This is a genomic window from Jeotgalibacillus terrae (genome assembly GCF_016908195.1).
GTDB lineage: Bacteria > Bacillota > Bacilli > Bacillales > Jeotgalibacillaceae > Jeotgalibacillus > Jeotgalibacillus terrae.
Genome location: NZ_JAFBDK010000001.1, coordinates 236,596 through 248,737, shown reverse-complemented (window position 1 = coordinate 248,737; position 12,142 = coordinate 236,596). Strand labels below are relative to the sequence as shown.

The window sequence follows — 12,142 nt, the reverse complement described above, 5'->3', positions numbered from 1 at the left end:
CAAATGAATAGCAGTCAATTATCACAGAGGCTTCAAGCAGTGGCGGACTATGTCGGCCGGGATGAAATTGTAGCTGATATCGGTTCAGATCACGCTTATTTGCCGTGTTATCTTGTGAAAAAAAATAGAATTAAAAAAGCAATTGCAGGTGAAGTTGTTGAAGGTCCTTATCAGTCTGCAGTCAATCAGGTAAAACAGGATCAACTGGGTGATTATATTGATGTCAGAAAGGGAAATGGTCTAACAGTGATCGAGCCGGGAGAAGTAACAACTGTTGCGATTGCCGGTATGGGAGGCCCGTTGATCAGTGAAATACTTGAAAACGGTAAAGACCGACTCGAAGGTGTAAAAAAACTCATCCTTCAACCTAATATCAGTGCGATTTCAATCAGAAGCTGGCTTCAGGTTAATGGATGGCATATCAGTGATGAAAGAATTCTTGAAGAAGATCAGAAAATTTATGAAGTCTTATTGGCTGAGCGTGCTGAAGGACAGATAGACCTGTCACCATCTGAATTACTTCTTGGTCCGGTACTGATTAAAAATCAGACTGCCATTTTCAAATTAAAATGGGAACAGGAATTGAATCAATATAAAAAAATTCTGCAGCAGATGGAAATGGCCGGGCAGCAATCTTCACTGAATAAAAAAAAGCAGGAAATTGAACAGAAAATCACGATGATAGAGGAGGCGATCCAATGAAACAGCCAAACGGTCATCAAATAGTCGGGCTGTTAGAGCAGTTTTCCCCTAAATCTCTGGCAATGGAGGGTGACCCGATTGGTCTGCAAAGCGGCGCTTTAAACCGGAAAGTATCCAAAGTGCTGACTACACTCGACGTGACACATGAGGTAGTAGATGAAGCGATAGAAAAAGGTGCGAATTTTATTATTGCACATCATCCTATGCTGTTCAGACCTTTAAAATCAATCAACCTTGAAACAAATGCAGGAAAACTGCTCGAAAAGTGTATTAAAAATGATATCACTGTCTATGCTGCTCACACGAATCTTGATGTGGCAAAAGGCGGGGTCAATGATATGCTGGCTGAAGCGCTTGATCTTAAGGAGACCGAAGTGCTTGTTAAAACATATGAAGATGAATATAAAAAGCTGATCGTTTTTGTGCCGGAGAGTCATGCTGAAGAAGTCCGCACAGCAATTACAGCTGCAGGAGCAGGACGGATTGGGGATTACTCAGACTGCACATTTACTTCAAATGGTACCGGAAGATTCACACCTGGCGCGGAATCCAATCCGTTTTTAGGTGAGCAGGGGAAGCCTGAAATGGCAGCTGAAGTCAAAATTGAAAGTATTTTTCTCAGTTCAATAGAAAGAGAAGTTATAAGAGCAATGAGGTCCGCACACCCATATGAAGAGCCGGCTTATGATATGTTTACTGAATCATTACCGGGTGAAAAATATGGGCTTGGACGCGTTGGAAAGCTGTCTGCTCCGATGACACTGCGCAACTTCGGTGAAGTTGTTAAGCGTCAGCTTGGGGTGCCGGCGCTCAGAATGACCGGAGATCCTGAAAAGATTATCAAGAAAGCTGCTGTTCTCGGCGGAATGGGAAGTAAATACTATCAGACAGCAAAGTTTGCAGGAGCTGATGTGTATGTAACCGGTGACGTTGATTTTCATACTGCCCAGGATGCAGAGGCAGCCGGTATTTCTATTATTGACCCGGGCCATCATGTTGAAGAAATTATGAAAACAGGATTAGCATCTGAACTTAATGTGAGGGCAGAAAAGGATGGGCTTGAAGTAAAGTTTATTGCATCAGACCTTTCTACTGAGCCGTTTAAGTTCATATAAAAAAGAGCTGCCGGAGCAGCTCTTTTTTATTTTGAATATGGCATAATTGTTTCAGGTTTAGTAGGTGTTTTGATTTTTGGCAGTATTTTTGCGAGCGGTACATTTTTTTCTCCAAGCCATGTCTCCGGGTTTTCCGGATCAAACTGTCCAATATAATTCATGACTTCTTTCACAATTGGGGTAGGTGTTGAAGCCCCAGCAGTGACTGCCACCGTCTCACAGCCGAGCAGCCATTCGTGTTTAATTTCAGATACATCGGCAACTCTGTGTGCAGGTGTTCCGGCGATCTCTTCAGAAACCTGCGCAAGTCTGTTTGAGTTGTTACTCATCGGATCACCTACAACAATCAGCAGATCTGCTGCACCTGCCTGTTCGGCTACAGCTTCCTGTCGAACCTGGGTAGCCATACAGATTTCTTTGTGCTCTTCAGTCTGTGGGTATTTTTCTTTTACTTTAACCATGACATCTGCAACATCCCACTGACTCATTGTCGTCTGATTCGTGACAATAATTTTATCGTTATCAATCGTCAGGTGTTCCACATCCTCAGGTTTTTCCACAAGATGTACAACGTCAGGTGCAACGCCTACAGCACCTTCAGGCTCAGGATGTCCCTTTTTACCGATATAGACGATATGATACCCCTCAGCTTTCTTCTGACGAATCAGATCGTGCGTTCTTGTTACATCAGGACACGTTGCATCGATTGAAATTAACCCTTTCTGACGGGCAATTTCACGAACCTCCGGTGATACCCCGTGCGCAGTGAAAATAACCGTACCCTCAGTTACTTTTTCGAGAATATCTTTTCTATTCTCTCCATCGAGGGTAATAATCCCTTCTTCTTCAAATGCGTCTGTCACATGTTTATTATGAACGATCATGCCCAGAATATAGATAGGACGGGGCAGGGATTTATCCATTGCTGCATTTCTTGCGATCACCATTGCATCTACTACACCATAGCAATATCCGCGCGGTGTTATTTTTAATGTCTTCATCAGAATCCTCCTGCACGTAAGACTTTATACCATCAGTATAAAGCAGTTGGACTCATGGAACAATTAAAAGCTATAAGTAAAGCTTTGGAATGGATTCATACGTTTTAACAGGTTCCGCTATCGGCTCTGCCTGGGCATGGGCAACCTGATCATCATTCACCTCTTTTTCAGCCACTGCCTCAGTTTCACTAAAGGCTTTGTAAAGTTTCCACATCATTGGAAAGTTTTTGACAAGCGGTCCATACTGCTGAACATACGGTAAAAAGGAATTGGCCGTTTTAATAAACTGCTGTGCTGTTCCGGTCCATTTTTGGATTGAAGCTAACGATAGTGCGGATGAAGTTTTTGGCACTGACTGGGTAAACATCATTGGATAATAAGGTCTGTAACCATACATGAAAAACACCTCCTGTACACTCATATCATATGCTCAGATTGATAGATACGGGATACATGAAAAGCGGCTGTTCAGATTTACATAGCTTTTTAATGAAAAAAAGACTATAATAAAGTTTTGATGCGAATAAAAGGAGTGACGGTTATGTCATCATTTAAACAATATAATTTCAAACCATTCATTATGGAAGCAATTGAAAGACTGGGATTCCATGCACCTACTGCGATTCAGGAAAAGATGATTCCAATGATCAACAGAGGTCAAAGTGCGATCGGGCAGTCTCAGACAGGTACAGGAAAAACACATTCCTATCTGCTCCCGCTGATCAACCAGGTTGATGAAGAACGTCAGCAGGTTCAGGTTGTGATTACTGCCCCGACAAGAGAGCTTGCAAAGCAATTACAACATGAAGTTAAAGTCATCACTGAAAAAACGTCAATCACAAGTAAAGTGTTTGTAGGCGGGACTGATAAGCAAAGAGCGATTGAGAAGCTGAAACAGCAGCCTCATATCGTAGTAGGTACACCTGGAAGAATCAATGATCTTGTGAATGAACAGGCATTGCAGGTATATACTGCTCAGGCGATTGTTATTGATGAAGCAGACCTGATGCTTGAGATGGGCTTTATTGAAGATGTGGATCAGATTGCATCCCGTATGAAGGAGGACCTTCAGATCTATGTATTTTCAGCGACTATTCCTGAGAAACTGAAGCCTTTCCTTAAAAAGTATATGGAAAATCCGCAATATGCTCATATTGAACCTAAGCAGATTCAGGCTGAAAATATTGAATTTATTTTAGTTCCACAAAAGAGCCGCTCCCGTGAGATCGTTCTTTTCGATACGCTGAATGCAATTAACCCGTATCTGGCGATTGTATTCACAAATACAAAATCAAAAGCGGATGAAGTAGCAGATTACCTGTTGAATAAAGGACTGAAAACAGGCCGCGTGCACGGTGGATTAACACCTCGTGAACGTAACAAGATGATGAAGCAGATCAGAGACCTTGAATATCAGTATATTGTTGCAACTGATCTGGCTGCCAGAGGAATTGATATTCCAGGAGTCAGCCATGTCATTAACTTTGAACTGCCAAAGGATCTTGATTTCTTTATCCACCGCGTAGGCAGAACAGCGCGTGCAGGACACTCAGGAACAGCGATTACAATCTATGAACCGTCAGATGAAGATGCACTTGCTCAAATTGAGAAAAAGGGCATTACATTCAGCCATCAGGAAGTAAAGGCCGGCGAATGGGTGGAACTGAATGATCGTCATAAGCGATCAAGCCGTCCGAAGGGTGAGAATGAGATTGATAAGAAAGCAAAATCTCTGATCCGTAAACCTAAAAAAGTGAAGCCTGGCTACAAGAAGAAAATGAATTATAAAATGGAACAGATTAAAAAGAAAGAACGCAGAAAGAACAGAAGAAACAATCATTAACATGGGGGATATCAATATGCTGAAGATCGGATCACACGTATCAATGGGTGGTAAGAAGATGCTGCTTGGTGCCAGTGAAGAGGCATTATCATATGGTTCATCCACATTTATGATCTATACAGGAGCACCTCAGAATACAAGAAGAAAACCGATTGAAGAACTTAATATTGAAGCGGGCCTTGCTCATATGAAAGAACATGGTATGAAGGACATTGTTGTCCATGCGCCATATATTATTAATATCGCAAATACAACAAAACCTGAAACCTTCGAGCTTGGCGTTAACTTTCTCCGCTCTGAAACTGAGCGCACAGCAGCCCTTGGTGCTAAACAGATCGTACTGCACCCTGGTGCTCACGTTGGTGCCGGTGCTGACAGAGGGATCGAAAGAATTATTGAAGGGTTAAATGAAGTGCTGACACAGGATCAGACTGTTCAGGTAGCGCTTGAGACAATGGCTGGTAAAGGATCAGAATGCGGTCGTTCTTTTGATGAACTCGCTAAGATTATTGATGGTGTTACTCATAACGAGAAGCTTTCAGTCTGCTTTGATACATGCCACGTTCATGATGCAGGATATGATATTGTGCAGGACTTTGAAGGCGTACTAGAAGAGTTTGATAGAATTGTTGGACTTGACCGCATTAAAGTGGTTCATGTGAATGACAGTAAAAACCCAAGAGGTGCTTCAAAAGACAGGCACGAAAATATCGGGTTCGGTCACATTGGTTATGAAGCGATTGACCGGATTGTCCATCATGATGTGTTTAAGGACATTCCGAAGATCCTGGAGACGCCATATGTTGGAGAAGATAAAAAGAATAAAAAACCACCTTACAAACATGAAATCAAGATGCTTCAAAACAGAACGTTTAACGAAAAGTTAATTGAAGAGATTGAAAAAGGTTGATGAAAACAGACTGTCTGCGGACAGTCTGTTTTTATTTTCAAAGAAATAATGAAGATTTATTGAGTAGTTCTTTCATTTTCTTTTTACCTAGGACCTGCTCGGTTTCTTTGTACAAAAGTGGAAGAGATTGCAGCGTACCTTTATGCAGTTTAGCGACCTGCTGGAGCTGTGAACATTCCTGAACGGATAGAGAGACCCCTGATGCTAACAGAAACAGCTGAAGCCTGGCTGGTGACAGCGTGAGGAGAGATTCAAGGTTAAAAGAGTGATTTTTCATTTTACCTCCTGGTTTATCAGTATTCATTAAAGCTGAGAATCACTTTTCAGGCTGAATCCATTTACATATGATCCCTTCAGGTGTATACTAATGAATTGTTAAATCGTAAGGATTCTAATTTGGAAGAGGTGACAAGATGAGTCATCATGTAATTGAACTGATTAATGTAAATTACCGTTATGATAAAGAACAGGTACTGACTGATATTAACCTTGCTGTACCTGAGGGAGCTTTTCTTGCCGTGGTAGGGCCAAACGGGTCCGGTAAATCGACCATGCTCAAGCTGATTCTCGGTCTGCTTAAGTCAAAAGGCGGCGAAGTGAAACTGTTTGGAAAGCCGATTAGTAAATTCAGGGAATGGGAGAAAATCGGTTACGTTTCGCAAAAAGCGAATGCATTTAATACCGGATTTCCTGCAACGGTTTATGAAGTGGTAGCCAGCGGTCTGACGAAAAAAGCAGGGTTGTTCAAAAGGGTTGAAAGAAAATATAAAAGTGAAATCATAGATGCGATACAAGCAGTCGGTATGCAGGACTTCTCAAACAGAAATATCGGTGAACTTTCAGGAGGCCAACAGCAGCGGGTCTTTATCGCCAGAGCAATTGTCAGCCGTCCACAGGTGCTGATTTTAGACGAACCGACTGTTGGAGTTGATGCCAAAAATGTTCAGACATTCTATGATATGCTTGAACGTCTGAATGTTGAACTGGGGATTACGTTAGTGCTTGTTACACACGACACCGGTACGGTTTCAAATAAAATAACGCATGTGGCCTGCCTGAATAACACACTTCATTTCCATGGAAGTGCAGAAGATTTTGAGCAGGTAAAAGATCAGGACCTGTCCGCATTTTACGGCCATGACATTCAGACAATTCATCATGATCACAGTCACGGGGTGCATTAAATGTTAGAAGCAATTTTCACATATGAATTTCTGCAAAACGCTTTTGCAGCAGGAATATTAATCGGACTGATTGCACCATTGCTGGGTGCATTTATTGTAGTCAGAAGACTGTCGCTCATTGCTGATGCACTGAGTCATGTTACACTCTCAGGAATCGCAGCCAGTCTGTTTTTGAGTAAAACGTTTGTGATGTTCAACGGCCTGAATCCACTGTGGCTCGGAATGGGCTTTTCAGTAGCAGGATCTCTGCTGATTGAGAGACTCAGAGCTGTGTATAAACACTATCAGGAACTGGCTATACCAATTCTGTTATCAGGCGGAATCGGTGTCGGTGTCATCTTTATTTCACTGGCTGACGGCTTTAATACTGACCTGTTCAGTTATTTATTCGGAAGTGTCAGTGCGGTAGGAAGAAGTGATCTGTATCTGATCACAGGAATCGCAGTGATCGTGTTGCTGGTTGTCTTTCTTTTATATAAGGAATTATTTCTGTTATCATTTGATGAAGAGTTTGGAAAAGCATCCGGATTATCGACGAAAGCATTGCACTTGATTTTTATGGTGATGACAGCACTGGTGATTGCAGCTTCAATGCGAATAGTAGGTATATTATTAGTGTCATCATTGATGACGTTACCTGTTGCTGCTGCCATGAGACTTGCAAAGGGATTCAAACAGACAATCGGATTATCCGTTCTGTTTGGCGAGATTGCAGTCATTGTTGGTTTAATCAGTGCATTTTATTTGGATCTGGCACCTGGTGGCACAATTGTCGTATCATCAATTATTATTTTACTCGCTGCAATCGGTTATCGAAATTGGTTCGCTGTAAAGAAATCATAATGGGGTGAAAGATGTGAACCTTGAAGAAGCAATCGGATTATTAAAAACTGAAGGATACAAACAAACCGGTAAAAGAAAAATGATGCTTGAGCTGTTTGACAGACATGACAGGTATATGACTGCCAAAGAAGTGCTCGAGGAAATGAGCCGGGAATTTAAAGGTCTCAGCTTTGATACAATATACAGAAACCTCTCAACATTCGTGTCATTAAATATCCTGGAAGAAACAGAGCTGTCCGGAGAAAAACATTTCCGATTCGTCTGTGACAGCGGGCATCATCATCATCACTTTATCTGTCTTGACTGTGGGAAAACCAGACAGATCCATACGTGTCCAATGTCTGCTCTGAATGAAAATCTGAGTGGTTATGATATATCAGGTCACAAGTTCGAAATTTACGGGACCTGTCCTGAATGCCAATAAAAAACTCAGTTCGCTTATCTTTGCGAACTGAGTTTTTTTTCGATCTGATTAACATGCCATCTTGCTTCTTCCCATGAAAATATCCGGATGACTCCTTCCGGGTGAGGCTTACGGTTATAGGGCGTATCAAACAGCAGGACTGGAATATCCGCCGTTTCATGGATATCCACTGCATTGTCGTGTTTATCTTCAATGAATAATTCAATTCTGTGTTCTTTCACTGCTTCAAGCTTATCATGAGAACCTGTGAGTATAATCCGGTCAAAATGGATCTGATGATGATTAAACCATTCCTTCGTCAGATGATGGTGTTCAGTACCACGTGCACTGATATAAAAAAGTTCGTGCATGTGCTGAAGATGATTTAAAACAATATCAGCTTTTTCGCTTAAAGGTGACTGTGAATAAATGTCGGCTTCTGCTGATTCGAACCATTTTGCAAAATCCCCAGGTTCAATGTCAGGCAGTGCTTTTGTTAAGTCATATTCTTTTATATCATCAAGCTTGAGTTCTGTATTAAAAGCCTGGTTAATGTGTGGAATGAGTGAAGATGGGCAGGTAACTGTACCGTCAATATCAATTCCTAAACGCATGTGCTAATGACCCCTTTTCGTTTCTTTAACAATACAATAACACATTCATACATTTTTCCATACATACATTTAGGCGTACTGCTAAAGCTATAGACAGAAAGCGAGGGAGGCAAAATGTATGATGAGAAAAATGAAGAAAAAAGTAAAGAAGTTCCTGAAACGGAGCAATATAATGAAGAGATAGGTAATGAGCTTTCTCAGTTCAGTCCTTCATGGTATACAGATACCGAACGGAAGAGAGACGGCGTTATAGAAAATTCGAATAAAGGAATCTGGCTTGCTTATGCATCGATCATTCTCGGGATTATTGCTTTCTTTACAGCTCCGGTGATTTTTGGTGCTGCAGCAATTATATTAGGTGTTTTGGCAAGAAAGTCTAAAGAAGCCAAAGCAGGAGGAATTGGAATTGCAATCGGACTGATTGCCATGCTGCTTGGAATTTTAATTTATCCGTTATTATAAAAAATCCCGGCCAGGTGGCCGGGATTTATATTATTTCTGCAGTGCTGCTTCTTCAGCCTGCTTTTTGTAGTGCTCCTCAGCGAGTTTATCAATCTCTACTTTAAGCTCTTCAACCATTGTTTCTTCAGGTACTTTCCGGACGGTCTTGCCTTTCATGAAGAGAAGACCTTCCCCGCGGGCACCTGCGATACCGATATCAGCTTCACGGGCTTCACCGGGACCATTTACAGCACAGCCGAGAACTGCAACTTTTAATGGCGCTTTAATGGTCGAGATATATTCTTCGACTTCATTTGCAATTGAAATAAGGTCGATTTCAATTCTTCCACAGGTAGGGCATGAGATCAGTGTTGCTGCATTTGATGCGAGACCAAATGATTTCAGCAGTTCTCTTGCCACTTTTACTTCCTCAACTGGATCAGCACTTAACGAAATTCTCAGAGTGTTTCCGATTCCTTTACTCAATATCGCACCAAGCCCGGCAGCACTCTTTACCGTGCCGGCAAATAACGTACCTGATTCAGTAATACCAAGATGAAGCGGGTAATCAAAAGCTTTTGCAGCTTTTTCATACGCTTCAATTGCAAGATTCACATCAGAGGCTTTCATGGATACGATAATATCGTGAAAGTCCAGATCTTCGAGAATTTTAATATGGTGAAGCGCACTTTCAACCATACCGTCAGCTGTCGGATAGCCGTATTTTTCAAGAATTTTTCTCTCCAGACTGCCGGCATTTACACCGATCCGGATTGGGATGTTTTTCTCTTTGGCAGCTTTAACGACTGCTTCCACTTTTTCACGGCGGCCGATGTTACCAGGGTTAATTCTGATTTTATCAGCACCGCCTTCAATTGCTTTTAAAGCAAGCTTATAGTCAAAGTGAATATCAACTACTAAGGGTATATTAATTCTTTTCTTAATTTCAGGAATAGCATCAGCAGCTCTTTCATCAGGACATGCAACACGGACAATCTGACATCCTGCTTCTTCAAGACGCATAATTTCTGCAACAGTTGCTTCAACATCATGTGTTTTAGTCGTTGTCATACTTTGAATGACAAGTTCATTATTTCCACCTATAGTTAAATCCCCGACTTTTACAGGGCGCGTATTCGAACGATGTGTAATGTCTCCCACCAGTCATTCGCTCCTTTATCATTTACTCAAATTGTATTCCTTCTTATTCTAACAGTGTTGAAATCACATTTACAACTAAATGACCGGCGAAAACGCAGTTAGTGTGCCGTTTACATAAACTTAACAGGATTGCGCGATTATATTAATAATAATAAGTGACAATAGACCTATAAATCATAGGGGGATATGAAACATGTCACGGATTAAAAAAGTTTATACACAATCTGCAACAGTATTTAAAAATCTCATTAGTAAAATAAGTTTAGGTATGCGGATCAGTTTATTTGTCTTAACCGTATTAATTTTAGCAACATCTTACATAGGGTTTATCGGATATCAGACTGCTAAAGAATCAGCTGAAGAGCTGATGGAGGACCGGCTGATCAGAGAAACTGCTATCACAAATGAACTGGTCAAAAACGCTAAAATGACTTATCCCGGTAATGAAGAGAAGTTTAATGATCTTGTAACAGGGATCGTGAATCAGCAATCAGCAGCACTAAGTCAGGCCGGACTAAATGGCAGCTTTTTCAGGATTAATGAAGAGGAGGTTGTACCTTTCACAGGTTCTCAGGATTTAGAATTGACAAATGAAATGCTAGCGGAAATCAATAAGACAGGAAAAGGAGTACTGCGCCATACGATAGAAGGTGAATCTTACCTGTTCTCTTTTTTTAACATACAGGAACTAGGTAGTACATATCTTATTGCGATTCCCGAATCAGACTATCTGAAGGCACAATCACAGCTTGGGAAAATGATATTACGGACCTTACTCATTGTCATCGTCATTGCATCCATACTGATATTAATTCTGACGAGATCAATCAGCAGGCCGCTTAATCTATTAAGAGATGATATGAGAACAGTGAGAGAAGGACGGCAGGCGGAAGAACATCAACAGATCAAGACAACAATACCAGAGATCGTTTCGCTGAATAAAAGCTATCATTATATGACACATACGATCAATAATTTGCTTGAGGAAATTAAAATGACCGGCGAAAATCTTAATGTTACCGGTGAAAAGCTGCTAACCCGCTCTAATAAAATGTATGAAACACTGATCCCGGTAAAAGAAAAATCACAGCTGATCAGTCATCGAACAAAGGAAACATCTGTATCTTCAGAAAATAGTCTTGAGAAAACACTGCTTATGTCGCATGATCTCGAGAAAATGATTCAGACTTTATATGAGATCAATCAGTCGAATGAAAGTTTAATCGGTAAAAGAGATGAGGGGATTAACGGTGTATATCTGATGAAGGATTCTTTGCAGCAGACAGATCAGAAGCTGCAGGCGCTTAGTCAGGAAATCAGAGGGTTGAAGCGCCAGTCTGAAGAGGCTAAGCGTGCAGCAGGATTAATCAGGGAAATCGCAGACCATACAAGGCTTCTATCATTAAATGCTTCAATTGAAGCTGCAAGGGCAGGAGAGCATGGGAGAGGCTTCGCAGTTGTAGCAAAAGAGGTTGGAAACCTGGCTGAGCAGTCTGCAAACTACCTGTCAGAAATTGATCAGTCAATGAATCTGATGGCAGATGTCAGCGACACAGTCGAGTCAAAGTTTAACCATATAGCTGATGATTCAGCAAAAAAATTGAAGCAGTCTGTCAGCGGTCTGAAATTTTTTGAGGAATTGATAAAGCAAGTGGATGAGTCCTCATCCAAAGTCGGTTCAGTTTATCAGAGAACAATAGCGTTTGAAAAAATCCTTCCATCTGTCAGGGAAGCGGGTGAGAGAGTCACTCACGCTGCAACTGAAACAACATCAGGATTTGAAGAAATGAGTCAAACGCTCGAAAGTCAGGAAGCGATGATAACAGAAGTAAAAGAAATTGCAGATGAGCTTTACCGGATATCAACTCAACTTAATCAGCAGTTTGAAAAGCAGAACTTACAGTAGAAAAACGCACTTCTATTTA

At 41.3% G+C, this 12,142-nt stretch carries 14 protein-coding genes; 9 read left to right on the top strand and 5 right to left on the bottom strand.

Annotated features, from left to right (window positions below; translation table 11 throughout):
* The first annotated feature begins 3 nt into the window (after positions 1-3).
* Both JOD21_RS01360 and JOD21_RS01355 read left to right on the top strand, forming a co-directional pair.
* A complete protein-coding gene (locus JOD21_RS01360) occupies positions 4-702 on the top strand; it encodes a tRNA (adenine(22)-N(1))-methyltransferase (RefSeq protein ID WP_204727852.1) in 699 nt (232 codons plus the stop codon).
* A complete protein-coding gene (locus tag JOD21_RS01355) occupies positions 699-1,817 on the top strand; it encodes a Nif3-like dinuclear metal center hexameric protein (RefSeq protein WP_204727851.1) in 1,119 nt (372 codons plus the stop codon). The genes JOD21_RS01360 and JOD21_RS01355 overlap by 4 nt, the downstream gene beginning before the upstream one ends.
* Positions 1,818-1,843: 26 nt before the next feature.
* Here the strand turns inward: JOD21_RS01355 and JOD21_RS01350 are convergent, their stop codons facing one another.
* Both JOD21_RS01350 and JOD21_RS01345 read right to left on the bottom strand, forming a co-directional pair.
* Positions 1,844-2,818, bottom strand: a complete 975-nt coding sequence (locus JOD21_RS01350) for a 4-hydroxy-3-methylbut-2-enyl diphosphate reductase (RefSeq protein WP_041122897.1) — start codon at positions 2,816-2,818, stop codon at positions 1,844-1,846.
* Between the two features lie 70 nt (positions 2,819-2,888).
* Complete coding sequence (locus JOD21_RS01345) at positions 2,889-3,215, bottom strand: YqfQ family protein (RefSeq protein ID WP_239581244.1); 327 nt, start codon at positions 3,213-3,215, stop codon at positions 2,889-2,891.
* 144 nt (positions 3,216-3,359) lie between these two features.
* Between JOD21_RS01345 and JOD21_RS01340 the strand changes: the two genes are divergently transcribed.
* Together JOD21_RS01340 and JOD21_RS01335 are read left to right on the top strand one after the other, a co-directional pair.
* On the top strand, positions 3,360-4,661 hold the full coding sequence (locus JOD21_RS01340; RefSeq protein ID WP_204727849.1) for a DEAD/DEAH box helicase: 1,302 nt from the start codon (positions 3,360-3,362) through the stop codon (positions 4,659-4,661).
* Between the two features lie 16 nt (positions 4,662-4,677).
* Complete coding sequence (locus JOD21_RS01335) at positions 4,678-5,571, top strand: deoxyribonuclease IV (RefSeq protein WP_204727848.1); 894 nt, start codon at positions 4,678-4,680, stop codon at positions 5,569-5,571.
* Positions 5,572-5,608: 37 nt separating this feature from the next.
* On the opposite strand, the gene JOD21_RS01330 is transcribed toward JOD21_RS01335, so the two are convergent.
* The gene (locus JOD21_RS01330; protein ID WP_204727847.1) at positions 5,609-5,848 is read right to left on the bottom strand and encodes a hypothetical protein; all 240 of its coding nucleotides are present in this window, start codon (positions 5,846-5,848) and stop codon (positions 5,609-5,611) included.
* A 136-nt stretch (positions 5,849-5,984) separates the two neighbouring features.
* Here JOD21_RS01330 and JOD21_RS01325 point away from each other — a divergent pair, with 136 nt between their 5' ends.
* The 3 genes from JOD21_RS01325 to JOD21_RS01315 are packed head-to-tail and all read left to right on the top strand — an operon-like array spanning position 5,985 to position 8,022.
* The gene (locus JOD21_RS01325) at positions 5,985-6,755 is read left to right on the top strand and encodes a metal ABC transporter ATP-binding protein (RefSeq protein WP_204727846.1); all 771 of its coding nucleotides are present in this window, start codon (positions 5,985-5,987) and stop codon (positions 6,753-6,755) included.
* On the top strand, positions 6,756-7,598 hold the full coding sequence (locus JOD21_RS01320) for a metal ABC transporter permease (RefSeq protein ID WP_204727845.1): 843 nt from the start codon (positions 6,756-6,758) through the stop codon (positions 7,596-7,598). It begins immediately after the preceding gene.
* A 13-nt stretch (positions 7,599-7,611) separates the two neighbouring features.
* Positions 7,612-8,022, top strand: a complete 411-nt coding sequence (locus JOD21_RS01315) for a transcriptional repressor (RefSeq protein ID WP_204727844.1) — start codon at positions 7,612-7,614, stop codon at positions 8,020-8,022.
* 14 nt (positions 8,023-8,036) lie between these two features.
* On the opposite strand, the gene JOD21_RS01310 is transcribed toward JOD21_RS01315, so the two are convergent.
* Positions 8,037-8,615, bottom strand: a complete 579-nt coding sequence (locus JOD21_RS01310) for a hypothetical protein (RefSeq protein ID WP_204727843.1) — start codon at positions 8,613-8,615, stop codon at positions 8,037-8,039.
* Positions 8,616-8,729: 114 nt separating this feature from the next.
* Between JOD21_RS01310 and JOD21_RS01305 the strand changes: the two genes are divergently transcribed.
* Positions 8,730-9,077 carry a DUF4190 domain-containing protein gene (locus JOD21_RS01305; protein ID WP_204727842.1) on the top strand — a complete coding sequence of 116 codons (348 nt, stop codon included), beginning with the start codon at positions 8,730-8,732 and terminating at the stop codon, positions 9,075-9,077.
* 30 nt (positions 9,078-9,107) lie between these two features.
* On the opposite strand, the gene ispG is transcribed toward JOD21_RS01305, so the two are convergent.
* Entirely contained in the window at positions 9,108-10,217 is a 1,110-nt protein-coding gene (ispG, locus tag JOD21_RS01300; RefSeq protein ID WP_204727841.1) for a flavodoxin-dependent (E)-4-hydroxy-3-methylbut-2-enyl-diphosphate synthase, read from the bottom strand.
* Positions 10,218-10,410: 193 nt separating this feature from the next.
* On the opposite strand from ispG, the gene JOD21_RS01295 reads away from it, so the two are divergent.
* Complete coding sequence (locus JOD21_RS01295; RefSeq protein ID WP_204727840.1) at positions 10,411-12,123, top strand: methyl-accepting chemotaxis protein; 1,713 nt, start codon at positions 10,411-10,413, stop codon at positions 12,121-12,123.
* Positions 12,124-12,142: the final 19 nt, after the last annotated feature.